Raw genomic sequence first — 23348 nt, 5'->3', positions numbered from 1 at the left:
CAAACGTTCTTAGGCTCTCGGAGACCCGTACGGCCCCCAGCCTGAACGGTCGGGTCCGCAACGTCGGGGCCCTGGCTCCCTGCGTGGCCGGGTCGGGCGGAACGCTACCTCTGGCTGTGGACGCTACCGCTAGCTGTCGACGCTACCTCTACAGGGGTAGCGTTGAGCGATACCGGTAGCGTCGAGCGACAAAGGTAGCGTCTGCGATACAGGTAGCGTCCAGCACCGCCGCGGCCGGAGCGGAAGCCGGGTTCAGGCGCCCAAAAACGCTTGAATCGGGGGAACCCCACAGTCTGAGCGCACGCACAGTCCGACACCAACGGCGCCTGAACCCGGCTTCCGCTCCGGCCGCCCCCGCTCCGGCCGCCCCCGCTCCGTCCGCGCCCCGCTCCGTCCGCGCGAACCCGACTACTTCTTCTGAGACCGCTGCACCTTGATCTTGGTGGTGTTCCCGGTGGAACGCCCGGCACGGCGCGCCTTCTCCTCCTCGAGGAGTTTGCGCTGCTCCTCCTGCTGCTCCATCATCTGGTCCTTGTCGAACCCGGAGCGCAGGATGGCGAACGCGATGGCGGCGATCAGCAGGGACACCCAGGCGGGCAGTCCGAACACGATGGGCAGGGTGACCAGGGCCACCATGTCGATGCCGCGGAGCATGGAGAACAGCATCCCGGGCGGCATGGCGCCGACGCCGATGGCGACGATGGGGCCGCCGTAGTCGGCGGGCTTGGCGCTCATCCAGCGGATGGCGGCCAGCAGGCCGGCGATGGCGGTGATCAGGGCGGCGGTGATGCCGGCGACGACGTCGAGCTGCTCGCCGCCGAGGGCCCCCAGGAAGGCGGGTGTGGTGGCGATCCCCCAGATCAGTGCCAGCACGGCGGGCACGACGATCACGGCGGTCTTGATCTGCGAAGGCGAGAACGGGAAGGCGCGCTGCAGGCCCTTGGTGCGGGTGAGCACGCGCAGTGAGTTCATGAACGGGATCAGTGCCGTCATCAGCACGAGCGCGGAGATGGGCGGGTTCAGCTGGGAGATGCCGAGGGCCTGGACGGCGTAGGGCACCACCATTGAGCCGAGCCACACCACCAGGGGCATGGGGTTGCGCCACAGCCGCTGCACGTCGCGCATGATGAGGGCCGTGGTCCCCTGGCCGGCGCCACGGGTGGCGCGGACGTGGCCCTTCTGCTTGGCCTTGTGCTCGACGAGGATGTCGCGCACGAGGGCGAAGTCCAGCGCGAAGGCGGCACCCTGCATGCCGGCGATCAGGGAACTGCCGGCGGTCAGGCGCTGGCGGCGGATGTTGCGCAGCCGGTGGTGGGCCACGACGAGGGAGACGAGCCCGAGCAGCAGCCCCGCACCGGCGACGAGGTAGGCGAACTCGACGCTGAGCTGTTCCAGTCCGGCGACGGGCAGCCAGCCGGCGGCGATGCCCACCAGGGCCAGCAGGGTGGCGACGGCGGCGAGGCCGACGATCCACTGCAGGGTCGAGGTGATCCAGTGCCGCTCCACGCCCTGTTCGGCGGCGGCGAAGGCGGTCAGGCCCAGCGCACCGAGTCCGCCGGCGAGTGCCCAGATCCCGATGTGGGGCAGCGTGGATCCGGTGAGGGTGGCGATCAGGGCGCTGAACAGCCCGCCGGCGAAGAAGGCGACGGCGAGGGAGGCGAACAGGCGGCCACGCAGGAGCTTGCGCCGGTCGACTGCGGCGTCCATCAGCCAGAAGCCCTCGGCCGCGGAGGCGACGATCGGCCCGAACATCCGGCAGGCGACCAGCGTGAATGCCAGGACTGCTGCGACGGCGGCCCAGGGCAGCAGGCCGCGCGCGGCCAGGCAGGAGTCGGCCTCGCAGCCGGAGACCGACTGCTGGGCCTGGATGATGGAGCTGATCAGCATGGCGCCGATGAGCACGACACCGAAGACCATGACGTAGGCGTCCTGGAGGGCCTGCAGGAGGTTGCGGTCGGCGCGGCCGTGGCGCCAGTCGCGCATCAGCAGCTTCAGTTGCTTCTCGTCGGCCTGGCCCACCTCGCCGAACTTCTCGTCGGTGGCACTCATCCGCGCGGCTCCCCGAGACGCACCTCTCGTGCGTTGATGGCCTTGAGCAGGGCGGGTTCGTGGCTGGCGAGCACGATCGCGAGCCCGTCGTCGAGTTCCTCGCGCAGGCGGTTGCCGAGCCATTCGATGCCCTCGACGTCGAGGCGCTGCTCGGGCTCGTCCATCACCAGCAGGCGCCGCGGCCGGACGAACGCCGTCGCGAGTGCGAGGCGTCGGCGCTGCCCGGAGGACAGGGTGTTGGGCAGTTGGGAGGCCTGGGGCACCAGCTGGACCTCGTCGAGCACCTCGTCGACGAGCGCGTCGGGTTCGTGGATGCCGTGCGCGCGGGCGAGGAGGTCCAGGTGTTCGACCACTGACAGGTCGGGGAAGAAGTCGAGGTCGTCGATGACGGTGGCGACATTCTTGCGGATCTCGGGGTTGGTCTCGTTCATCTTGGTGCCCAGCACCTTGACGGCGCCGTCGTCGGGCTTGTCGGCACCGACGATGCAGCGCAGCACCGTGGACTTGCCGGCACCGTTGCGGCCGGTGAGGGCCACCGCCTCGCCGGCGTGGACCTTGAGGTCGAGCCCCTCCACGATGGTCACGGGCCCGTAGGCCTTCTTCAACTTCTCGACTGTCAGGACAACTTCGCGCTTCGCCACGGCCCCCATTGTTCACCATCGGGTCGAATGCCTGCGAACTGCACCTGTCGTTGCGCGGCGATAGGGTGATGGGATGCAGCACACGCGAGCGGACCTCAACAAGCAGACGGCCGAGGTCTCGGCCATGTTCGACGGGGTCGCCGAGCGTTACGACCTGCTCAACACCATCCTCTCGTTCGGGCAGGACCGCGCCTGGCGCCGGGCCACCGTCGCCGCCGTCGCTCCCCGTCCGGGGGAACGGATCCTGGACCTCGCCGCGGGCACCGCCAAGTCGTCCAAGCCGTTCGCCGACGCCGGGGCCGTCGTGTTCCCCACGGACCTGTCGATGGGCATGCTGCGCGTGGGCAAGGCTCACCAGCCCGCGCTGGACTTCGTCAACGGCGACGCACTGCACCTGCCGTACGCGGACGAGTCCTTCGACGCGGTCACCATCTCCTACGGGTTGCGCAACGTGGAGCGCACCGTCGAGGCGCTGGCGGAACTGCATCGCGTGACGAAGCCGGGCGGCCGGATCGTGGTCAACGAGTTCTCCACGCCCAGCAACGGGGCCTTCCGCTTCCTCTACGAGGAGGGGGCGCTGCGGGCGGTGCCGCTGGTTGCGAAGGTCTCCAGCAACCCGGTGGCCTACGGCTACCTCGCCGAGTCCATCATCGCGTGGCCGGACCAGCAGGGCCTGGCGGACCTGATGGTGGAGGCGGGCTGGCGCGACGTCGAGTGGCAGAACCTGACGGGCGGCATCGTCGCCCTCCATCGGGCGTGGAAGCGTTGATGGCAGAGTTCACCCTCGGCGCCTACGCCGCCCGCAGCTGTCCGGTCAAAACGTTCAACGACTTCGACCCGACGTTGCAGCAGCCCGCGCTGGACCATTCCCTGCGCGAGTCGTTCCAGGGCGGCGAGGACCAGCGCAAGCTGGTGCTGGCGAGCATCGTGGAGCACGACGCCGACGTCGTGGACCTGCGCTCGCTCGGCACCGACGACTGGGCCGAGCTCGAGGCCTCCACCCTGCAGGCGCTCTCCGACGGCGTGCCGGTGATCGTGGGCGGCGTGCTGCCCTTGGACCTGGCCGGGCACCGGAGCGGACGCGCCGACGTGTTGGTGCGCGGCGACGACACCCCCGACGGCCGTCCCGGCTACTGGCCGCTGCGCATCAAGAACTACAAGGTGCTGGAGCGGCAGGTGGGTTGCACGGACCTGCAGTACTCCAACATCGGCTCGCTCGGGGACATGCAGGTGCTGCCGGACCTGCGCTACCGCGCCTACCGGCAGGCCGCCCTGCTGGAGCTGGCGCACGTGTGGCGGCTGCTGGAGACCTCGGGCTTCGCCTCGCGGACCCTGCTGGCGGGGATCGTGGGCACGGACAAGGTGCCGGCCTCCGGGGATGAGGCCACCATCGCGTGGGTGCGCCTGGACCACCGGTTCCTGCGCACCTTCTCCCGCACCTCGCCCACGGGCCACCGGATGCGCTCCGCCCTGGAGCGCTACGACCACGAGCACGGCTTCCGGGTGCACGTCGCCGAGCAGGCGATGAAGCGCACCGGCGTGGACGACCCGGAGCCGGTGGTGCGTCCCATCCGCGTCAAGGAGTGCGAGTGGTGCGCCTGGTGGGAGGTGTGCCGGCCCCGCATGGACGACGACGACCTCTCCCTGCGCATCTCCAAGACCCCGCTGGACGTCAGGGAGCTGCAGACGCTGATGGGACTGGGCATCGGCACCGTCGCCGAACTGGCGGAGGCCGACGTCGACGCCATCCTGCCGCAGTACCTGCCCCTGACGGCCCATCGCGACCACTCCGAGCAGCGCCTCCGGACGGCGGCCAGGCGGGCACGGATGCTGGCGGCGGGGGTGGAGTTGGAGCGGGTCTCCGCAGACCCCATCGCGGTCCCCCGCGCCGACGTGGAGATCGACCTGGACATCGAGACCGCCGAACGCGACGTCACCTACCTGTGGGGCGTGCTGGTCACCGACCGTCGCACGGGCGAGCAGTACTACGAACACTTCAGCGCGTTCACCGACCAGTCCGGCGACGAGGAGGTCCGGTTGGCGGCCCGGTTCGCCCGCTGGCTGGTGGACTTCGTCGCCTCCAACCCCGGGGCGCTGGTCTACCACTACAGCGACTACGAGACGGTGCACCTGCGCCGGCTGGCCGAGCGCAGCAACCACCCGGACCTGCTGGCGGCCTGTGACCTGGTACGCGACCACTTCGTGGACCTGTTCCGCCACGTGCGGGACAACTTCGTCGGAGTCGACGGCCTCGGGCTGAAGGTGGTGGCCCGCAAGGGAGCCGGGTTCAACTGGCGCGACGACGACGCCGGGGGCCTGAACTCGCAGACCTGGTTCGCCGCCTCCGTCAACGGCGGCAGCGACACCGAACGCGCCGCCGCCCGCACCCGCGTGCTGGAGTACAACGAGGACGACGTGCGCGCCACCTGGGCGGTCAGGCAGTGGCTGACCGGAATGGACGAAACCGTCTCCGACTAGGCCTCGGGACCCTGCCGCATCAGACCGGGGTCCACGAACCCGCCCCCACCGCCGCCGCGCGGGCGGGTTGGCCCTATGCTCATCGCAACTCGTTCGAGAAGGGGGTGGGAATGGATGCGCAACCGGCTGTCGTCACCCGGGACCTGAGCAAGGTGTACCGCGTGGGCGGATCCCCCGTCGTGGCCCTGAACCGCGTTGACCTCACCATCCCCCGTGGCAGCTTCACGGCAGTCGTCGGCACGTCGGGCTCGGGGAAGTCCACTCTGCTGAACATGCTGGGTGGACTCGAGCGTCCGACCCACGGTGAGGTGCACGTCGCAGGCCGTCGGCTCGACGCGATGAGCGAGACGGACCTGGTGCGTTTCCGGCGCGAGAACGTCGGCTTCATCTTCCAGTCCTTCAACCTGATCGAGTCCCAGACCGCCCTGGACAACGTGGCGATGCCGCTGTCCTTCCGCGGCTGGTCGAGGCCCCGGCGTCGGGAGCGGGCGAGGTTGGTGCTGCACCAGTTGGGACTCGGGCACCACCTCCACCACAAGCCGTCGCAACTCTCCGGCGGGCAGCAGCAGCGCGTCGGCATCGCTCGCGCCCTGGCGGTGCAGCCGGCGATCGTGTTCGCCGACGAACCCACCGGCAACCTCGACTCCCGCACCGCGGAGCAGACCCTGAACCTCTTCCGCAGCGTGGTGCGGCGGTTCAACCAGACCTGGGTGATGGTCACCCATGACCAGCACCTCGCAAGCTTCGCCGACACCATCGTCGCCATCAGCGACGGCCGCATCAGCGACATCACCCACGTCGAGCACGACGACTCGCCCCGAAAGGTCGCACAATGAAACTCCTCCGCTCCATCGCACTGTTGGCGGCCCTGTGCCTGGCCCTCCTGGCACCCGTCACCGCCCACGCCGGCAACGGCACCGACGGCCTGGTCAGCGACGACGGCGCGGGAGCGGGCTCGGGGTCCGGCGACGGCACCGGCGGTGGCGGCTCCGAGGGGCCCGCCGGCATCTCCGTGCCCCGGGTGATGCTCACCGAGTTCCTCAGCGTTCCCCAGGAGGTGGTGGCCGGTGACGCGGTGAACATCTCGTTCACCCTGCAGAACATGTCCCGCACCACGCGCGTCAACAACCTCCGGGTCACGCTGGTCTCGGACGAGGCGGGTGCCTTCCTGCCCGTCAACGGTTCGACCTCCACCTACATCTCGACGATCCGCGCGGAGGGATCGGTCAGCCGCGAGATGATGCTGCGCACGCTGCCGTCGCTGGAGGAGAAGCCCTACTCGCTCACCCTGCGCATCGAGTACGAGGACGCACAGGCCAACGCGTTCGAGTCCACCGAGCAGGTGGCGATCGTGGTGCTGCAGACGGTGCGCGCCGACACGTCGACGGCGCAGGTGATGCCGGAGGCCATCACGGCCGGCCAGCAGGCGTCGGTCAGCTTCAGCATCAACAACCTGGGCCGCAACAAGCTGTTCAACGCCCGGGTGAGCGTCCCCGAGGGCCAGGGGCTCGCACCGCAGGAGGTGTTCGTCGGCACCATCGAGCCCGGCGCCTCCGGAGCGGTCGACATCACCGTGCAGTCCCTCGAGGAGACCACCGGACCGGTGACCCTGCAGGTGAGCTACGAGGACGCCAACGGCACCGTCACGACACTGGACAAGGAACTCGCGCTGGTGGTGCAGCCCGAGATGCTGCCCGAGGAGGAGTTCCCCATGGAGGAGGAGTTCCCCGTCGAGGAGGAGGCCGGGGCGATCGGCGGTATCCCGGGCGGATTGCTGGCGATCGCCGCCGCAGTGGTCATCGCAGTCCTGGCGCTGGTGCTGTTCCTTGTCGGGCGCACGCGACGCCGGCGCCGAGCCCGTGAGAAGGACTCCGACATGGCGCTCCTCGACGGCGACCCGCTCGTCCCCACGGACCTCGCGTAGGGGCATGGCATGCGCTTCGCAGACCTGATCCGCTCCAGCCTCGCGAGCCTGTGGCAGCGCAAGTTCCGGACCTCGCTGACGGTGGTGGGCGTGGTGATCGGCACCATGGCCGTGGTGGTGATGGTCTCGTTGGGCGTCGGCCTGTCCAAGGCCCAACTCGACTCCATCGAGCAGTACTCGAGCCTGCGCCAGATCACCATCTACTCCACCTCGATGATGGAGGGCGACCCGGCGGCGGAGGTGGTCCCCATGGACGACAACCTCGTCGCCGAGCTGGCGGCGCTGCCGGGCGTGGCCGACGTCTGGCCCGCCTACTTCGCCGACGCCGAGGTCAACCTGCAGGGCAACGTGATGTGGATGCAGTTCATGGGGGTGCCGCACGCCATGCTGGAGTCCCTGGACGTGGAGTTCGCCACGGGTGGGATCCCTGACCAGGGCGCTCCCCTGGCCCTGGTGGCGGGCGACAAGGTGGGCGAGATGTACTTCTGGGACCCCGTCACCGGCATGCCGCTCGAGGTGGACATGGCCACCCAGCAGTTCTTCGTCACGTTCCCGGGCTCTGAGGGCCCGATGGAGCCGCAGCCGGGCAGCGACGGGGAGGAGCCGGCGGCCGCAGCACCGCCACAGAAGTTCCTCGTGCCCGTCGCCGGCGTGATCGCCGGGGAGGAGATGGAGTGGGGACAGCACTCCACGGCGCTGTACGCAGACCTGGCCGCACTGGTGCGCACCCTGGAGGAGGCCTTCCCCGGCAAGGCGCTGCCCGGGCAGCCCGCCACCCCCGGGGGGAAGCCGATGGGGGCCTTCGTCTACTCGCAGCTCGTGATGATGGCCGACGACATCCCGGCGGCGAAGGAACTCACCACGATGCTGCGGGACCAGGGCTACCAGATCGACGCGGCCGTGGAGTGGATGGACCAGATGGAGCAGCAGTCCGCGCTGATCCAGGCCGTCTTCGGCGGCATCGGAGCCATCTCGCTCCTCGTGGCGGCCATCGGCATCGCCAACACGATGCTGATGAGCGTCTACGAACGCACCCGCGAGATCGGGATCATGAAGGTGCTGGGAGCCGCACTGCGCGACATCCGCAACATGTTCCTGCTCGAGTCCGCCTGCATCGGCTTCTTCGGGGGCCTGTTCGGACTGCTCCTGAGCCTGGCCGTCTCCACGGTGGTGAACGCCACCCTCGGCGGCGCGATGGGCATGGGGATGGGCACCACCGAGATCTCGGTGGTCCCGGCCTGGCTGGCGCTGGGCGCGGTGGCGTTCTCCACCCTGATCGGCACCGTGGCAGGCCTCGTGCCGGCGCAGCGGGCGATGCGGCTCAGCGCGCTGGGAGCGATTCGCGCGCAGTGACGGGCAGCGCGGCGAGGATGGCCTGCGTGGACGCCTTGGCGTCGCCGAAGCACATCACCGTGTTGTCACGGAAGAACAGCGGGTTCTGCACCCCTGCGTAACCGGCGGCCATGGAGCGCTTGAACACCACCACGGTGCCGGCCTCCCACACCTTCAGCACCGGCATCCCGGATATGGGTGAGCCGGGCTCCTCGGCGGCCGGGTTGACGGTGTCGTTGGCGCCGATGACGAGCACGACGTCGGTGCCGGCGAGGTCGTCGTTGATCTCGTCCATCTCGAGGACGATGTCGTAGGCGACGTTGGCCTCGGCCAGGAGCACGTTCATGTGGCCCGGCAGCCGTCCGGCGACGGGGTGGATGCCGAAGCGGACTTCGGTGCCGCGCTCCTGGAGGCGCGCGACGAGTTCGGCCACCGGGTACTGGGCCTGGGCCACGGCCATCCCGTAGCCGGGGACGATGACGACGCTGCGGGCTTCGGCGAGCAGCGCGGCCACGTCGCCGGTGGTGGCCTCGCGGTGCTCCCCCTGGTCCGTGGCCGCCGCGGGGGCGGTGTCGTCGCCGAAGCCGCCGAGGATCACCGAGATGAAGGAGCGGTTCATGGCCTTGCACATGATGTAGGACAGGATCGCGCCGGAGGCGCCGACGAGGGCGCCGGTGATGACCAGGACGCTCATGTCCAGCATGAAACCGCTGAAGGCGGCGGCCCAGCCGGAGTAGGAGTTCAGCATGGAGATCACCACGGGCATGTCCGCGCCACCGATGGCGGCCACGAGGTGGACGCCGAGCCAGAGCGCCAGGACCGTCATGAGGAGCAGCGGCAGGACCGAGCCGGAGGCCACGTACCACCAGCCGAGCAGCGCGACTGCCGCGACGGTGGCCAGGTTCAGCCAGTGCCTGCCCGGCAGCACCAGCGGGCGGGACTTGAGCTTCCCGTTGAGCTTGCCCCAGGCGACGATCGAACCGGTGAAGGTGACGGCCCCGATGAAGATCCCGAGGTAGACCTCGACGGTGTGGAACGCGTCGGCACCGGGGTGCTGGAGGTGGACGTTGAAGCCCACCAGCACGGCCGCGGCGCCGACGAAGCTGTGCAGCAGGGCGATCAGCTCGGGCATCCCGGTCATCTGCACCCGGCGGGCCCGCCAGACCCCGATCAGGCCACCGATGGCGACGGCGCCGTAGAGCAGCGCCGCGGAGACCGGCTGGAGTTCGTGGTTGCGGTAGTCGGTGTAGGCGATGGCGAAGTTGGTGGCCACCAGCGCGAACACCATCCCCATCACCCCGTAGACGTTGCCCCGGCGGGCCGTCTCGTGCTTGCTCAGGCCGGCCAGGGCGAGGACGAACATCAGCCCGGAGGCGATGTAGGTGGCGTCGATGAAGTTGCTCAGCACCTTGTCAGCCCTTCCTGAACATGCCCAGCATGCGGGCGGTGACGGTGAACCCGCCGAAGATGTTGATGGACGCGATCAGCACCGCGACGAAGGCAAGCGTCTTGACCAGCCACGAGTCGCTGGCGAGTTGGGTCATGGCGCCGACGATGATGATGCCGCTGATTGCGTTGGTGACGCTCATCAGGGGCGTGTGGAGGGCGTGGGTGACGTTCCAGACCACGTAGTAGCCCACCACGACGGCGACGACGAAGATCCCGAACAGGGACACGAAGCCCTCCGGCGCGAACGTCAGCGCGGCGACCAAGCCCAGCGAGCCGACGCCGACCGCCACCACCTGGTGCCACCAGGGACGTTTAGGTTTCGGCGCGGGTGGTTCGATCGCCGGGGCCGGTGCTGGCGCGGCGGCGGGCGCTGCGGAGACCTCGACGGGTGGCGGCGGGAAGGTGACGTGGCCGTCGCGGACGGTGGTCATGGTGCGCACGATCTCGTCGTCGAAGTCCACCACGAGCCGGCCGTCGCGCTCCGGGGTCATGAGGGTGAGCACGTTGACGAGGTTGGTGCCGTAGAGCTGCGAGGCCTGGCCGGGCAGGCGGGCCGCGAGGTCGGTCCAGCCGATGATGGTGACGCCGCCGTCGGTGGTGAAGACCTCGCCGGGGCGGGTCAGTTCGCAGTTCCCCCCGCCGGCTGCGGCCAGGTCCACGATCACGGACCCGTTGCGCATGCCGGCCACCATCTCAGCCGTGATGAGCCGCGGTGACGGCCGGCCGGGGATGGCTGCGGTGGTGATGATGATGTCCACGTCGGCGGCCTGCTCGGCGTAGAGCTGCGCGGCACGTTCGGCGTAGTCGTCCCCCACCTCGCTCGCGTAGCCGTCGGAGCTGATTGCCTGGTCCTCGGCGGCGACGTGCAGGAACGTGGCGCCCATGGACTCCACCTGCTCGGCCGTCTCGGGGCGGACGTCGGTGGCGCGCACGACGGCGCCCATGCCGCGCGCGGCGCCGATGGCGGCGAGGCCCGCGACGCCGGTGCCGGCCACCAGCACCTTCGCCGGTGGCACCTTGCCCGCCGCGGTGACCTGGCCGGTGAAGAACCTCCCGAAGTGGTGTGCCGCCTCCACGACGGCGCGGTAGCCGGAGATGTTGGCCATGGCGCTGAGCGCATCCATCGACTGCGCCCGCGATGTGCGGGGAACCATGTCCATGCTCAGGGCCGTGATTCCCTGTGCGGCGAGGCGTGCGGTCAGGTCCGGGTCCTGGCGCGGCGCCAGGAGGGCGACCAACACGGCACCCGCTCGCATCGTCGCGAGCTGGGCGTCCGTGGGCGGGTGGAACGCGACCACGACGTCGGCGCCCCACACGTCCTCGGGGGCGGAGATCCTCGCCCCCGCCGCCGTGTACGCGTCGTCGGCGAAGGCAGAACTCAGACCCGCGCCCTCCGCCACCGTGACCCGGTGGCCGAGGTCCACGAGTTGCTGGACCGTGCTTGGGGTTGCGGCCACCCGGTTCTCGCCCCGGGCGGCCTCGTTGGGCACACCGATCTCCATGTGGCCCAAGTTATCCGGCGCCCTCCGTGTGGATTCGGGCGGGGTGGGTGTTGCCGCGGTGGGCCGACGTGCTAGGTGGTCCCCCGGTGACGCAGCCACACCAGCGCGCAGGTGAGCAGCACCAGGACGGAGGCCACGGCAGCGACGACACCCACGGCTGCGGACTGTGGCTCGCCGGCGGTGCGTCCGACTGCGATCCAGGCAAACGCCCACGACATGGCCAGCGCCACCGCCGCCCGGGCGCCGAATGCCACCTGGTAGACGCCGTGCAGCACCGCCGCGACGGCGATGACCGCCATGGCCAGCACGGGGCCGAGGACGCCCCGGGGTTCCCAGCCCGAGGCGGCTCCCGCCGCGGCGATGTTCGCGCAGGACGCGGCGGTGACCCATCCCAGGTGCAGTCCATGCGTTCCGTCCACGATGAGCCCGCCGGGCCAGGAGTCGTCGGGGTGACGGTGGAGGTTGCGCACCAGCAGGCCCAGCACCAGTGCCAGCGCCAGGATCACGGCGACGCTGACCCAGATCAGGTTCACCTGTGTCACCAGCAGCCAGGAGCCGTTCAGGATCATGCTCAGCCCCGCGAGCCACCCGATGGAGCGTTCCCGCTCCGTTGCGGCGTTGCGCGGCAACCATTGCCACACCACGTAGGCGACGAGTCCCAGGTAGATGACGCTCCAGATCGAGAAGGCAGGGCCGTCGGGGGCCACCAGGGTCGCCTCGTCCGACAACGCCCCGCCCGCGGACTCGGCCACCCGTTGGCCGATCAGCCCCGTTCCGAACAGCAGACCGACCACGCAGAAGACAGCACTCGCGGTCACGAACAGTCGGCGCAACAGGTCCTTGTCCATGTCCCGACCCTACTTCCGGCAGGGTTGGCGAGGCAGAATGGACCGATGGCGATCTCAGTGGTGGCGGCCGACCGGTTCGAGGACGTGCAGGCGGTGGTGGGTCCGAAGAAGCCCACCTCCAACGTGTGCTTCTGCCTCAGCTACCGGATCGGTTCCAAGGAGAACAACGCGCTGCGCGGCCCCGAGCGCGCCGAGCGGGTCCGTCAACTGTGCGCGGAGGACCCGGCCCCGGGCGTGGTGGCGCTCGAGGGAGACGTGCCGGTGGGTTGGGCGGCGATCCACCCGCGCTCGGCCACGTCGTTCGCACGCAACCGCAAGATCCCGCACGTCGACGACTTGGACGTGTGGAGCCTGTGGTGCCTGCGGGTGCGTCCGGGGCACCGGGGCAAGGGCATCACGCATGCGCTGATCCGCGGTGCGCTCGAGCATGCTGCGGCGCAGGGCGCCCCGGCGGTGGAGGCGTACCCGGTGGACAACGAGGGCCGGAAGGTGGACCTGACGATGGCTTATGTCGGCACCCGCGCCATGTTCGAGCGGGCCGGCTTCGAGAAGGTGGCAGAGACCACCTCTGTTCTGAACGGGTTCTCGCGGATCCTGATGCGCCACCCGCTCAGTTCGTCCTGAGCCCGCCCCTGGGGATCTTCGCGACCACCAATTGGTGGCCCCGCACGGGACCGGCAAGCGCGGCGGCCAGTTCCTCGCGGCCAGTGACCACGACGCTGTCCCACCCGAGGGCCGCTCCCACTGCGGCGAGGTCCACGCCCTGGGGGGTGCCGAACACCCTCTCGAACGCGTCGGCGTGGGCGGGGGCACCCTGCTCGAGGGTGTGGAAGATGGCACCGCCGTCGTCGTCGGCCACCACGACGCGCAGGTCCGCCGTCGGTTCGAGGGTGGGGTTCACGAGGGCGCCCAGGTCGTGCTGGAGGGTCAGGTCCCCGAGGAGGACCGTGGTGGGCCGGCCCGTGGCGAGCGCCACGCCCGTGGCGGTGGCGAGGGTGCCGTCGATGCCGGAGAGGCCGCGGTTGGACCAGGTCCGGATCGGGTGGGGCGCCACGGGCGCCAGGTCCGCGTCGCGGATGGTCTGGCTGGAGCCGAGGAACAGGTTGTCCCCGGCCGCGACGCTCCCGAGCACGGCCGTCACGACGGCGGGCCCGCCCCAGCCGGAGGTCCCGGGCACCGGCAGCGCGCGATCAGCGGCCAGCCACTCCCCCAGCCAGCCCTCGGGCTGGCCGGTCAGCAGCACGCGGTCTGCCACCATAGCCGCCCGCGAGCCGACGTCTGTCCACTCGGCCCGGTCCGTCACCACCACCAGTTCCACGTCGGGGCGGGAGAGCAACCGGGTGACCGGCCGCGAGAGGGTGGGGTGCCCGAAGCACACCACCCGCTCGATCCGTTGCGCCAGGGCCGAGTCCAGCAGTAGCCGGTAGCCGGCGACGGCGTTGCCACCCGCCCGCGCGTTGCTCGAGGGTTCGGCGAACAGGGGCGCCCCGGCGAGCTCGGCCGCGGCGCGGGCCTCGGTGCCCACAGCCAGGGTGGCGTCGCCGACGAGCACGACGGTTGGGCGCTCGTCCAGTTCGACGACCGTGGCGCCGACGCTTCCGGACACCTGGGCCACACGCACCTCGACCTCGGGCACGGGCCCCACGTGCGGGGCCGGGAACTCGACGTTCAGTTGCACCGGACCGGGCCGACGGGTGCGGACGCCGGCGGCCAGCACGTGCGCGCGCTGGACCGCGGCGGTCCAGGACTCGATGCTCCCGGATGCTGCCGAGAGGCGTACGACGCCGAGCGCTGCGGGCCCGAACACGCCCACTTGGTCCGTGGTCTGGTTTGCGCCGGTCCCGACGGCCTCGGCGGGCCGGTCCGCGGTGACCAGCACGAGAGGGACGCCCGCGGCCCGGGCCTCCATCGCCGCGGGGGCGAGGTTGGCGACGGCGGTGCCGGAGGTGGTGGCCACCGCAACCACCCGCCCCGAACCCTTCGCGAGCCCGAGTGCGGTGAAGGCTGCCACGCGTTCGTCGACGCGCACGTGCAGGCGGAGCCGACCGGCCGCGTCCGCGGCGTGCAGCGCGAGCGAGAGGGGCGCGTTGCGGGAACCGGGCGCGAGCACGACGTCGGTGACCCCGCAGGCTGCCAACGTCTCGGCGACGACGGCGCCGAGCAGTGGTGAACTCACTTCTCCTCCAACCCAGGCCTGCCGAGCAGTTCGGCGGCACGGCCCAGTCTCTGCCGCCACCAGAGTGCCACCTCGGGACCGGCCGCGACGCGTTCCAGTGCGTCGGCATCCAAGTGGACCTCGCCCACGGGGAGCGCCCCGTCGGCAGCACGCAGCGGGTTCGACGCGACGTCGTCGCGCAGCAGCGAGGCGGTCTCCAGCCCGCAGGCGTACGGGAGCTCGGGCAGCGCGGCCGCCAGGGCGACGCCGGCGCGCAGGCCGATGGAGGTCTCCAGGGCACTGGACACGACGGCGGGCAGGCCCAGTTGCTCGGCCAGCCGCAGCGAGGCGCGCACCCCGCCCAAGGGCTGGACCTTGAGGATGGCGACGTCGGCGATGTCCCTGACCGCGAGCGGGTCGAGCGCCTGCCGGATGGACTCGTCGGCGGCGATCGGAACCGCGATGCCGGCCCCGTCGAGCCTGTGGCGCAGTTCCCGGAGTTCCTCGACGCCGCGGCAGGGCTGCTCGGCGTACTCGAGACCGAACTGCGAGAGCTCCCGCAGTGCCTCGAACGCACCGGTAACGTCCCAGGCTGCGTTGGCGTCCACGCGGATGAGGCCATCCGCGCCGAGGGCCCCCCGCACGGCGGCGACGCGGGCGACGTCGTCGTCGAGGGTCTCGCCGGCCTGGGCGACCTTCACCTTCGCGGTCCGACATCCGGCCTCGCGCACCCGGGCGGCCGCCTCCTCGGGGCCGACGGCGGGCACGATGGCGTTGACTGGGACCGAGTCTCGCAGGGGTTCGGGGAACCCTTGCTCCGCGGCCTCCTGGGTGGCGGCCAGCCAGCGGGCGGCCACCACGTCGTCGTACTCGGGGAACGGGCTCCACTCGGCCCAGCCGGCCGGGCCCTCCAGGAGGACCCCCTGGCGGCGGGTGATGTTCCTGAACCGGGTGGTCAGGGCGATGTCGTAGACGAGGGTGCGCATGTCCGGCTCAGCCCGCGAAGGTACCGACCAGCAGGCCCAGCCCGACGCCGAGCTCGGTCATGCTGGTGGCCCGCAGCAGCGGGATCAGCGCGGTGCCGGTGGCCCCGCCGAGCATCCGGCGCAGCGGCACGACGGCCATCCCGAACGCCAGCAGCGCGATCAGTGCGTTCCAGGTGGTCAGCGCGGCGAAGACGACGACGGAAACGGCGGCCAACCCCACCAGCGCGACGTAGAACCAGCGGGTCCCCGCGTCACCCAGGCGGGTGGCGAGCGTGAGCTTGCCGGCCACCTTGTCCTTGTCGAGGTCGCGCAGGTTGTTGACCACCAGCAGTGCGCTGGCGAGCAAGCCGATGGCGCAGGCGGCGGCCCACGTGGCCGGGGGCACGGCGTCGCCGATCACGAACGCGGTGCCGGTGACGGCGACGAGGCCGAAGAACACGAAGACGAACACCTCGCCGAGGCCCAGGTAGCCGTAGGGCCTGCTGCCGCCGGTGTAGAACCAGGCGGCGAGGATGCACACCAGCCCCACCGCCACCATCCACCAGTGCCCGGTAACTGCGACGATGACCAGGCCGGCGAGGGCGGCCACGCCGAAGCAGATGAAGGCCGCCCGCTTCACCGCCGCCGCACTGGCGAGGCTGGAGGCCACGAGACGGACCGGGCCCACCCTGTCGTCGTCGGTGCCGCGGACACCGTCGGAGTAGTCGTTGGCGTAGTTGACACCGATCTGGAGTCCGAGCGCGACGAGGAAGCACAACAGCGCCAGCAGCCAGTCGTGGACTCCGGAGAAGGCGGGCACGGCGGCGCCGGCGAGGACGGGCGCGAGCGCCGCGGGCAGGGTGTTGGGGCGCGCACCGGCCACCCAGATGTTGAAGGTGTCTCTCATGATTGGACCCACTCTAGGAGAGCGGAGCGGTCCGGCTTGCCACCCGCGGTCCGCGGCAGCGCGTCCACCCGTACGAATTGGCGCGGCAGCGCCGTGCGGGGCAGGTCCTCGGCCAGGGCGTCCCTCCAGCCGGCGAGATCCCCGTGGGGCGCGAACAGCACGATCCGCACCCCCCACTCCTCGTCGGGGACGGCGAGCACGGTGGCCTCGGCCTCGCGCGCCTCCACCGCCCGGCGCACCTCGCCCAGGTAGACGTTCACGCCGCCGGTGATGACGACGTCGTCGAGCCGGCCACCGACTTCGAGCCGGATCCCGTCGAACGTGCCGAAGTCGCCCGTCAGGAACTCATGCGTCGCCCGCGCCCCACCCAGGTACCCGTCGAAGAGCATGGGGCCGCCCAGGGCGATGCGGCCACTGCCCTCCGGGGCGCGTGAATCGGGCAGGATCCGCACCTCCACCCCGGGCAGCGGCAGCCCGTCCCAGACGCACCCCCCGCAGGTCTCGCTCATGCCGTAGGTCTCCACCACGCGGAGTCCGGCGTCGTCGGCGCGGTCCCGCAGGGTGGGTGACAGGGAGGCGCCGCCGACGAGGATCGCGTCGAAGCGGGCGAGTGCCGCCGTGACGGCCGGCGACGCGAGGGCGCGGTGCAACTGGGTGGGGACCACGGACAGGGCGTCGCCGTCACCCGTGGCCCGCGCGTCGGAGAGGTCGGAGGCACCGAGCACCGGTTCCCGACCCGCCACCAGCGAGCGCACCAGCACCATCAGGCCGGCGACGTAGTGCGGGGCGAGCGCGAGGTGCCAGGTGAGCGGGGCGCCGAGGCGTTCCTGCGACGCGGTGGCCGCGGCCCGCAGCGCCGCCCGGGACAGCACGACTGGCTTGGCGACGCCGGTGGACCCGGAGGTGGCCACGACCGCGCCCACGTCGGGGGGCAACTGCGGCGCGGGGCCGGGTGCGAACCACAGCGCCGGGCCGCCGTCGAGCATGCGGGCGACGGCGCGCACCGCCTGGGCTGCCGCCACGCTCAGCGCCCGAGGTCGGACTCGTGGGTGACCAGGATGATGATGAACTCGACGAAGGCCCACAGACTGTTGGCTGCCCACAGCAGGTAGCCGACCCCGGCGATGGCCAGGCCCGACTCGCCGGACATGACGCCCACCATCATCATGGTGAAGCCCGCCGCCACCAGGGCCAGGTGCCCGATGCCGAGGCCCTTCTTCCCGAGGTAGAAGGAGTGGGCGCCGAGGGTGCCGAGGAAGAACGCCAGCAGGGCCGCCGCCACCTTCGACTTCGCTGGCTGCTGGGGGTAGGCGTAGACGCCGTAGGAGCCGCCGCCGTAGGAACCGTAGGGACTCATCCCGTGCTGCGCATAGGGGTCGACGGGCTGGCCGTAGAGGTTGGTGGCCGGCCGCGACGCGTACGGGTCCGGCGTCGGGGCGGAGTGGGCACCCGACGAGTACCCGCCGGCGGGCTCGAAGGACGGCCCGGGACCACCGGGACCGGACGTGTTGTACGGGCTGCTCATTGCCTTCCTCCCTGCCGGACCGAGCGCAGATGCGTTGCGTTGAAAGTAGCACCCGGCGCCGACACCGAAAGTTCGCGCACGCGGCGGCTGCGGGTAGGCTGGAGGCGTGACCCGGGTACTGCTAGTCGTTGCGATCGTCGCCCTGACGATCTATTGCATCGTGGAAGTCGCCCAGTCGCACACCTACCGCGTCCGGGTGATGCCCAAGTGGCTGTGGGCCTGCGCCGTGATCTGCCTCCCGGTGGTCGGCCCCGTGTCCTGGCTGCTGTGGGGAAGGCCCACCGAGCAGACCCGACGCCCCCTCCCGCGGGACCAGGGACCCGACGGCGACGAGGACTTCCTGCGCGGCCTCAGGCCTTGAAATCGACTGCCCACTGACCCCTCGATACACTTGCCGTGGCCGGAATCGGCCCGGAGGAGGAACGCCGGATGACAACCGACAACGACGCGATTCAGGCATGGCTGGACCGAGCCACGGCCCTGCTCGAGGAGCACGCCGCAGAACTTGACGAACTCGACCGCCAGGTGGGCGACGGCGACCACGGCACCAACATGCTGCGTGGCTTCCGCGTCGCCCGCGAGAGCCTCGTCGCGGCCGACTCACCGGCCCGCAACGTGAAGCACGTCGGCATGGCACTGGTCAGCAACGTCGGCGGCGCCTCCGGCCCACTGTTCGGCACCTTCTTCCTGCGCGCCGGCCAGGCGTGGGCCTCGAACATCAGCACCGCTTCCCTCGCCCGTGCGATGCGGCTGGGGCTCGACGGCGTCGTCGCACGCGGCAAGGCCGACGTGGGCGACGCGACGATGGTGGACGCGCTGGCCCCCGCCGTCGAGAGCCTCGAGGCTTCCGCGGCCGCCGACCTGCCGCTGCCGGAGGCGGTCACCACCGCCATCGAGGCGGCGCACGAGGGTGCCCAGAGCACGAAGCCGTTGGCCGCGAAGCGGGGACGCGCGAGCTACCTGGGTGAGCGCAGCATCGGGCACCTGGACCCCGGCGCCGTCTCGGCGTCACTGCTGGTGTCCACACTTTTCGCGGACCGCGCCTGACCAATATGGTTGGGCCATGGCTACTGAAACCATCGCACCCCCGACCAAAGCTGTCATCCTTGCCCGCGGCCTCGGTTCGCGGATGCGCAAGGAGGCCGACGGCGTAGAGCTCAGCGAGGAGCAGTCGAAGGCGGCATCCGCCGGCGTGAAGGCAATGATCTCCGTGGGCCGCCCGTTCCTGGACCACGTCATCACGGCTCTCGCCGACGCCGGCTTCACCCAAGTCTGCCTCGTGATCGGCCCCGAGCACGACATGATCCGTGACTACTACGACTCCGTCGAGAAGTCCCGCGTCACCATCAGCTACGCCGTGCAGGAGGAGCCCCTGGGCACCGCCAACGCCGTGCTCGCCGCCGAGGAGTTCGCCGGGCAGGACCGCGTGCTGGTCATCAACTCCGACAATTACTACCCGGCCGAGGCGCTGCGCCAGCTCGCCGACGTCCCCGGCTCGGCCCTGGTGGGCTTCGAGCGCGAGGCCATGCTCACCGAGTCCAACATCGACCCGGAGCGCATCAAGGCGTTCGCGCTGGCCACCGCCGACGCCGACGGCAACCTCGACGAGCTCGTCGAGAAGCCGGACGACGCGACGGTGGCGCGTCTCGGTGACGATGCTGTCCTGTCCATGAACTGCTGGCTGTGCGGCCCCGCGATCTTCCCCGCCGCCAAGGCCATCCCCATGTCCGCCCGCGGCGAGTACGAGATCACCGACGCCGTCCGCGCAGCCATCGACTCCGGTGACCCGTACCGTGTGGTGCGCGCGAACGTCGGCGTGCTGGACATGTCCAACCGTGGCGACGTCGCATCCGTGGTCGAGGCGCTCGGGGACCGCGAGGCCAACTTGTGACGAGGATGTTCGTTCCCGGCCGCCTCGAGGTGCTCGGCAAGCACACCGACTACGCGGGCGGCCGGTCCCTCCTCGCTGCGGTGGACCGCGGCATCACGATCACCCTCAACGACTTCGGCTCAGGGATCTCCGCCACCACGTCGGCCAGCCCCGACGTGCTGGTCCTGCAACCCGGAGACCGCATGGAGCTGCCCGCCGGGCACTGGGGCGGCTACCTCCAGGCCGTGGTGGACCGGCTTGCACTGAACTTCGGCGATCTGTTGCCGGCCCGGCTCGAGATCGACTCGGACCTTCCCCTGGCCAGCGGGATGTCCTCGTCGTCGGCGCTGGTGGTGGCGATGGCGCTGTCGCTGATCGACCACAACGGCTTCCGCGAGACCCCGCAGTGGCAGGACAACATCCACTCCGAGATCGACCTGGCCGGCTACATGGCCTGCTTCGAGAACGGGATGAGCTTCGGCACCCTCGAAGGTGTCCGCGGCGTCGGCACCTTCGGCGGCTCCGAGGACCACACTGCGATGCTGTGCTGCAAGCCGGACCAGCTCACCCAGTTCTCCTTCTGCCCCATCACCGAGCACGAGTCGGTGCCGTTCCGCCCCGAGTGGTCCTTCGTCGTCGCCGTCTCCGGCGTGCTGGCGGAGAAGACCGGCACGGCCCTGCAGTCCTACAACCGGGCCTCGCAACTGACCCGTGAGATCGTCGCCGCCTGGAACGCCGCCACCGGCCGCACCGACGCCGTCATCGCCGACGCCCTGGCGTCCGACGACGACGCCCTCGAGGGACTGCGCACCATCGTCGCCCACTCCCCCGAGATGAGCGCCCGCCTGCGGGCCTTCCTGACCGAGTCCGAAGAGGTCATCCCCGCCGCCACCAAGGCACTCGCCACCGGAGACCTCGCAGAGTTCGGCCGCCTGGCAGACATCTCCCAGCGCAACGCGGACGAGGCGCTGGGCAACCAGATCCTCGAGACCAACCGGCTGCAGGCCCTCGCCCGGGAACTCGGGGCCGACGGCTCCACCGGCTTCGGCGCCGGCTTCGGCGGATCCGTGTGGGCGTTGACCCGCACCGCCGACGCCGAGGCCTTCGCCGCCGACTGGCTGGCCCGCTACCTCGCCGAGTTCCCCGACGTCGCAGGCCGCGCCACCACCATGGTCACCCGGCCCGGGGGCCCCGCCCGCCACGTCTGAGGCCGGGGCAGCACTCAGTAGTCGTACTCCATGTCCTCGTAGCTGCGGGGGTCCTCGATGGGCTCGAGGTGTCCGGTGACCCACAGGTCCGGGAACTCCTCCCGGATCTCGACGACGAGGTCCTCCATGGCGTCGTGGCCCTGCTGCACCGTCCAGGCACCCGGCACCAGCATGTGCATCTCCATGAACCGGCGGGTGCCGGACTCGCGGGTGCGCACGGCGTGGAAGCACATGGTCTCCGAGGTGTGCGCGTCGAGGATCTCCCGCAGCCGGGCGTTGTCCTCCTTGGGCAGTGAGATGTCCATCAATCCCTCGGTGGACTCCTTCACGAGTCCATAGCCCGCCCACAGGATGTTGATGCCGACGGCGATGGCCAGCAACGGGTCCAGGATGGTCCAGCCGGTCAGCAGCACCGCCACGATGCCGATGGCCACCCCCACGGAGGTGTAGACGTCGGTCATGAGGTGCTTGCCGTCGGCGCGCAGCGTGATGGAGTTGTGCTTGCGGCCGGCCCGCATCAGGACCACGCCGACGATGCCGTTGGCGACGGTCGCCACCAGCGAGATGGCCACGCCGATCCCGAGTTGCTCGAGCGGCTGCGGGTTGAACAGGCGGAAGATCGCGAACACGATGATGGAGCCGGCGGCGACGAAGATCATGACACCCTCGACCGCTGCCGAGAAGTACTCGGCCTTGGTGTGGCCGAAGTGGTGGTTCTTGTCGGCCGGCTTGGCAGCCACCTTCAGCGCGATCAGCGCCGCCACGGCCGCGACCAGGTTCACGATGGACTCCGCCGCGTCCGCGAGCAGGCCGGCGGAGCCCGTGACGTAGTAGGCCCCGGCCTTGAGCGCGATGGTGACGACTGCCGTTGCCACGGCCAGCCAGCCGTAGCGGGTCAGGTCGGGGCGGACGTTGGTCGGGGTGTCGCTGCTCACGGGTCCATCGTGCCCTGTCCGGCAAGTCGGGCGCGATCCGGCGTCTCGAACCACGTGGGGACGGGCATCGCCAGTAGACTCCCCCGCATGCCAAGACGAGGTTGGTTGGGACTTCCGCTGTTCGGTTTCACGCCCCGCGCCGAGACGGTGGCCTGCGTGCTCTCGGGCGGCGGCTCGAGGGCCAGTTTCCAGTTGGGGGCGCTGGCGTGGCTCTACGAGCATGACCCCAAGTTCGCCCCCACCATCTTCGTCGGCACCTCCGCCGGGGCGATCCTCGCCTCCGCCCTGGCCCAGGGCGCCACCGCGGAGGAGCAGCGCACCTACGCCGGGCTGCTGCGCCAGATCTGGCTGGACATGACCACGTCGGAGGACATGTTCCTGCCCCGGCCGTGGATGGCCCGCGCGCGGCAGGAGATGCCGTTGTGGCTGCAGATCGTGGACCCGCCCGAGCAGCCCGCGACGCCGCCGAAGTTCAGCGCTAGGCTGCCGTTCCTGCGCCGGCAGGGACAGGCCGCGGCCAGCCCCGCGAGCCCGCCGTCGCCGCCCGATCCGCTGGAACTGGCGCTCATGCCCGACGAGGAGTTGCACGCGGAGTGGTCACTCGCGGACCTGGGCGCGATCATGGGCCATCTCGGGCACCTCCCGAAGATCGGGACGGACCTGGCCACCATCCGGCTGGGGCTCGAACAGACGCGCTCGATGTACCGGCCCGGCCCCATGCTGGCCCGGCTGCTGGACAAGGAGGTCTTTGACGGTGAGCGGGTGGCCGCCTCGGGCAACACCATGCGGATCGCGATGGTGTCCCTGGAGTCCGGCGAACTGCACTACATGCGCGAGGACGGCCGCATCGTCGACCGCACGGACCGGCTCATCGACGACTCCCCCCACAACCTCGCGACGGGCGTGCTGGCGTCCTGCTCCATCCCGGCCGTGTTCCGCCCCGTGCCGCTCGGCCACGAGACCTACGTCGACGGCGGCGCCCGCGAGAACCTGCCGGCAGAGCTCGCCATCGGTCACTTCCGCGCCGAGCGCACCTACGTCATCAGCTCGCAGTCGATGGGCGTCTCCGCGCGCCAGTCGATGGCCGAGGCGGACCTGTTCAGCGTGGTGACCCGCTCCATGGAGATCCTCATCGACGAGGCCACCCGCGACGAACTCGCCTACGCCCACTCCGCCGGCGCCATCGTGATCGACCCGGAGGTCGACGTGCACGAGGCGATGACGGTCCACCCCGGCCTGATCCGGATCAACATGGACTACGGCTGGATGCGCGCCGCGGAGGAGGTGCTGGAGCTGGGCGCCGCCCAGGAGGCCCGCACCGCCCGCATCACGGTGCTGCGGATCCGTGCCCTGCAACTGGAGCAGCAGATCGCCGACGGCGCGGACACCGCCAGCATCGGCGCCCGCCTCGCCGGCACCAAGGGCGAGCTCCGGCGCCTCGTCGACGCCAGCCCCGCCGAGGCCCTCCCACCCGGCGCAGCGGAGTGGTGGCGCAACTTCGAGCACCACCTCGAGGAGCCGACGTTCGAGAAGACGTGGCTGGGCGGGTGACCCGCTGAG

General features: G+C 70.8%; 22 protein-coding genes. 11 read left to right on the top strand and 11 right to left on the bottom strand.

Annotated features, from left to right (window positions below):
- Nucleotides 1-408: 408 nt before the first annotated feature.
- Both ACYU7G_RS11600 and ACYU7G_RS11595 read right to left on the bottom strand, forming a co-directional pair.
- On the bottom strand, nucleotides 409-2049 hold the full coding sequence (locus ACYU7G_RS11600) for a DUF6297 family protein (protein WP_461107961.1): 1641 nt from the start codon (nucleotides 2047-2049) through the stop codon (nucleotides 409-411).
- A complete protein-coding gene (locus tag ACYU7G_RS11595) occupies nucleotides 2046-2699 on the bottom strand; it encodes an ABC transporter ATP-binding protein (RefSeq protein WP_461107959.1) in 654 nt (217 codons plus the stop codon). Before ACYU7G_RS11595 ends, ACYU7G_RS11600 begins: the two co-directional genes overlap by 4 nt.
- Before the next feature lie 64 nt (nucleotides 2700-2763).
- Here ACYU7G_RS11595 and ACYU7G_RS11590 point away from each other — a divergent pair, with 64 nt between their 5' ends.
- From ACYU7G_RS11590 to ACYU7G_RS11570, 5 genes are all read left to right on the top strand, one after another.
- Entirely contained in the window at nucleotides 2764-3459 is a 696-nt protein-coding gene (locus ACYU7G_RS11590; RefSeq protein ID WP_461107957.1) for a demethylmenaquinone methyltransferase, read from the top strand.
- On the top strand, nucleotides 3459-5168 hold the full coding sequence (locus ACYU7G_RS11585; RefSeq protein ID WP_461107955.1) for a TM0106 family RecB-like putative nuclease: 1710 nt from the start codon (nucleotides 3459-3461) through the stop codon (nucleotides 5166-5168). Before ACYU7G_RS11590 ends, ACYU7G_RS11585 begins: the two co-directional genes overlap by 1 nt.
- A gap of 110 nt (nucleotides 5169-5278) precedes the next feature.
- Nucleotides 5279-6004 carry an ABC transporter ATP-binding protein gene (locus tag ACYU7G_RS11580; protein WP_461107953.1) on the top strand — a complete coding sequence of 242 codons (726 nt, stop codon included), beginning with the start codon at nucleotides 5279-5281 and terminating at the stop codon, nucleotides 6002-6004.
- Complete coding sequence (locus ACYU7G_RS11575; RefSeq protein ID WP_461107951.1) at nucleotides 6001-7092, top strand: COG1361 family protein; 1092 nt, start codon at nucleotides 6001-6003, stop codon at nucleotides 7090-7092. Before ACYU7G_RS11580 ends, ACYU7G_RS11575 begins: the two co-directional genes overlap by 4 nt.
- Before the next feature lie 9 nt (nucleotides 7093-7101).
- Nucleotides 7102-8445 (top strand): ABC transporter permease, encoded by a 1344-nt coding sequence (locus tag ACYU7G_RS11570; protein WP_461107949.1) that lies wholly within the window; start codon nucleotides 7102-7104, stop codon nucleotides 8443-8445.
- Here the strand turns inward: ACYU7G_RS11570 and pntB are convergent.
- From pntB to ACYU7G_RS11555, 3 genes are all read right to left on the bottom strand, one after another.
- A complete protein-coding gene (gene pntB / locus ACYU7G_RS11565; RefSeq protein WP_461107947.1) occupies nucleotides 8414-9832 on the bottom strand; it encodes a Re/Si-specific NAD(P)(+) transhydrogenase subunit beta in 1419 nt (472 codons plus the stop codon). The two genes, ACYU7G_RS11570 and pntB, sit on opposite strands and share 32 nt — an antisense overlap.
- 4 nt (nucleotides 9833-9836) lie before the next feature.
- On the bottom strand, nucleotides 9837-11375 hold the full coding sequence (locus ACYU7G_RS11560; protein WP_461107945.1) for a Re/Si-specific NAD(P)(+) transhydrogenase subunit alpha: 1539 nt from the start codon (nucleotides 11373-11375) through the stop codon (nucleotides 9837-9839).
- A gap of 71 nt (nucleotides 11376-11446) precedes the next feature.
- Nucleotides 11447-12223 (bottom strand): hypothetical protein, encoded by a 777-nt coding sequence (locus ACYU7G_RS11555; protein WP_461107943.1) that lies wholly within the window; start codon nucleotides 12221-12223, stop codon nucleotides 11447-11449.
- A 45-nt stretch (nucleotides 12224-12268) separates the two neighbouring features.
- Between ACYU7G_RS11555 and ACYU7G_RS11550 the strand changes: the two genes are divergently transcribed.
- The gene (locus ACYU7G_RS11550) at nucleotides 12269-12847 is read left to right on the top strand and encodes a GNAT family N-acetyltransferase (RefSeq protein WP_461107941.1); all 579 of its coding nucleotides are present in this window, start codon (nucleotides 12269-12271) and stop codon (nucleotides 12845-12847) included.
- On the opposite strand, the gene menD is transcribed toward ACYU7G_RS11550, so the two are convergent.
- From menD to ACYU7G_RS11525, 5 genes are read right to left on the bottom strand one after another with little or no spacing between them, the layout of a single operon-like run.
- Nucleotides 12834-14399 (bottom strand): 2-succinyl-5-enolpyruvyl-6-hydroxy-3-cyclohexene-1-carboxylic-acid synthase, encoded by a 1566-nt coding sequence (menD, locus tag ACYU7G_RS11545; RefSeq protein ID WP_461107939.1) that lies wholly within the window; start codon nucleotides 14397-14399, stop codon nucleotides 12834-12836. The genes ACYU7G_RS11550 and menD overlap by 14 nt on opposite strands.
- Entirely contained in the window at nucleotides 14396-15364 is a 969-nt protein-coding gene (locus ACYU7G_RS11540) for an o-succinylbenzoate synthase (RefSeq protein WP_461107937.1), read from the bottom strand. Before ACYU7G_RS11540 ends, menD begins: the two co-directional genes overlap by 4 nt.
- A 7-nt stretch (nucleotides 15365-15371) precedes the next feature.
- The gene (locus ACYU7G_RS11535) at nucleotides 15372-16250 is read right to left on the bottom strand and encodes a 1,4-dihydroxy-2-naphthoate polyprenyltransferase (RefSeq protein WP_461107935.1); all 879 of its coding nucleotides are present in this window, start codon (nucleotides 16248-16250) and stop codon (nucleotides 15372-15374) included.
- Nucleotides 16247-17272 carry an AMP-binding protein gene (locus ACYU7G_RS11530; RefSeq protein ID WP_461107933.1) on the bottom strand — a complete coding sequence of 342 codons (1026 nt, stop codon included), beginning with the start codon at nucleotides 17270-17272 and terminating at the stop codon, nucleotides 16247-16249. Before ACYU7G_RS11530 ends, ACYU7G_RS11535 begins: the two co-directional genes overlap by 4 nt.
- Nucleotides 17273-17274: 2 nt before the next feature.
- The gene (locus ACYU7G_RS11525) at nucleotides 17275-17775 is read right to left on the bottom strand and encodes a TM2 domain-containing protein (RefSeq protein WP_461107931.1); all 501 of its coding nucleotides are present in this window, start codon (nucleotides 17773-17775) and stop codon (nucleotides 17275-17277) included.
- Nucleotides 17776-17881: 106 nt separating this feature from the next.
- Between ACYU7G_RS11525 and ACYU7G_RS11520 the strand changes: the two genes are divergently transcribed.
- The 4 genes from ACYU7G_RS11520 to ACYU7G_RS11505 all read left to right on the top strand — a co-directional run bounded on the left by ACYU7G_RS11520 (nucleotide 17882) and on the right by ACYU7G_RS11505 (nucleotide 20853).
- The gene (locus tag ACYU7G_RS11520; protein ID WP_461107930.1) at nucleotides 17882-18136 is read left to right on the top strand and encodes a PLD nuclease N-terminal domain-containing protein; all 255 of its coding nucleotides are present in this window, start codon (nucleotides 17882-17884) and stop codon (nucleotides 18134-18136) included.
- A 68-nt stretch (nucleotides 18137-18204) separates the two neighbouring features.
- A complete protein-coding gene (dhaL, locus tag ACYU7G_RS11515) occupies nucleotides 18205-18822 on the top strand; it encodes a dihydroxyacetone kinase subunit DhaL (protein ID WP_461107928.1) in 618 nt (205 codons plus the stop codon).
- Between the two features lie 16 nt (nucleotides 18823-18838).
- Nucleotides 18839-19666 (top strand): nucleotidyltransferase family protein, encoded by an 828-nt coding sequence (locus ACYU7G_RS11510; protein WP_461107926.1) that lies wholly within the window; start codon nucleotides 18839-18841, stop codon nucleotides 19664-19666.
- Nucleotides 19663-20853, top strand: coding sequence for a galactokinase family protein (locus tag ACYU7G_RS11505; protein WP_461107924.1), 1191 nt, complete (start codon nucleotides 19663-19665; stop codon nucleotides 20851-20853). Before ACYU7G_RS11510 ends, ACYU7G_RS11505 begins: the two co-directional genes overlap by 4 nt.
- Nucleotides 20854-20867: 14 nt before the next feature.
- Here ACYU7G_RS11505 and ACYU7G_RS11500 read toward each other — a convergent pair whose 3' ends face one another.
- Nucleotides 20868-21788: a cation diffusion facilitator family transporter gene (locus ACYU7G_RS11500; protein WP_461107922.1), complete on the bottom strand. Its 921-nt coding sequence runs from the start codon at nucleotides 21786-21788 to the stop codon at nucleotides 20868-20870.
- An 87-nt stretch (nucleotides 21789-21875) separates the two neighbouring features.
- Here ACYU7G_RS11500 and ACYU7G_RS11495 point away from each other — a divergent pair, with 87 nt between their 5' ends.
- Nucleotides 21876-23339, top strand: a complete 1464-nt coding sequence (locus ACYU7G_RS11495) for a patatin-like phospholipase family protein (RefSeq protein ID WP_461107920.1) — start codon at nucleotides 21876-21878, stop codon at nucleotides 23337-23339.
- Nucleotides 23340-23348: the final 9 nt, after the last annotated feature.

Source organism: Tessaracoccus terricola (assembly GCF_054776555.1).
The sequence above is the reverse complement of the archived record's forward strand: the minus strand, read 5'-3'. Positions and strand labels throughout refer to the sequence as shown.

Coding starts and splice junctions, on each gene's coding strand:
- ACYU7G_RS11600 (WP_461107961.1), bottom strand. CDS start 2,049: ATGAGTGCCACCGACGAGAAGTTCGGCGAGGTGGGCCAGGCCGACGAG.
- ACYU7G_RS11595 (WP_461107959.1), bottom strand. CDS start 2,699: ATGGGGGCCGTGGCGAAGCGCGAAGTTGTCCTGACAGTCGAGAAGTTG.
- ACYU7G_RS11590 (WP_461107957.1), top strand. CDS start 2,764: ATGCAGCACACGCGAGCGGACCTCAACAAGCAGACGGCCGAGGTCTCG.
- ACYU7G_RS11585 (WP_461107955.1), top strand. CDS start 3,459: ATGGCAGAGTTCACCCTCGGCGCCTACGCCGCCCGCAGCTGTCCGGTC.
- ACYU7G_RS11580 (WP_461107953.1), top strand. CDS start 5,279: ATGGATGCGCAACCGGCTGTCGTCACCCGGGACCTGAGCAAGGTGTAC.
- ACYU7G_RS11575 (WP_461107951.1), top strand. CDS start 6,001: ATGAAACTCCTCCGCTCCATCGCACTGTTGGCGGCCCTGTGCCTGGCC.
- ACYU7G_RS11570 (WP_461107949.1), top strand. CDS start 7,102: ATGCGCTTCGCAGACCTGATCCGCTCCAGCCTCGCGAGCCTGTGGCAG.
- ACYU7G_RS11560 (WP_461107945.1), bottom strand. CDS start 11,375: ATGGAGATCGGTGTGCCCAACGAGGCCGCCCGGGGCGAGAACCGGGTG.
- ACYU7G_RS11555 (WP_461107943.1), bottom strand. CDS start 12,223: ATGGACAAGGACCTGTTGCGCCGACTGTTCGTGACCGCGAGTGCTGTC.
- ACYU7G_RS11550 (WP_461107941.1), top strand. CDS start 12,269: ATGGCGATCTCAGTGGTGGCGGCCGACCGGTTCGAGGACGTGCAGGCG.
- ACYU7G_RS11540 (WP_461107937.1), bottom strand. CDS start 15,364: ATGCGCACCCTCGTCTACGACATCGCCCTGACCACCCGGTTCAGGAAC.
- ACYU7G_RS11535 (WP_461107935.1), bottom strand. CDS start 16,250: ATGAGAGACACCTTCAACATCTGGGTGGCCGGTGCGCGCCCCAACACC.
- ACYU7G_RS11525 (WP_461107931.1), bottom strand. CDS start 17,775: ATGAGCAGCCCGTACAACACGTCCGGTCCCGGTGGTCCCGGGCCGTCC.
- dhaL (WP_461107928.1), top strand. CDS start 18,205: ATGACAACCGACAACGACGCGATTCAGGCATGGCTGGACCGAGCCACG.
- ACYU7G_RS11510 (WP_461107926.1), top strand. CDS start 18,839: ATGGCTACTGAAACCATCGCACCCCCGACCAAAGCTGTCATCCTTGCC.
- ACYU7G_RS11495 (WP_461107920.1), top strand. CDS start 21,876: ATGCCAAGACGAGGTTGGTTGGGACTTCCGCTGTTCGGTTTCACGCCC.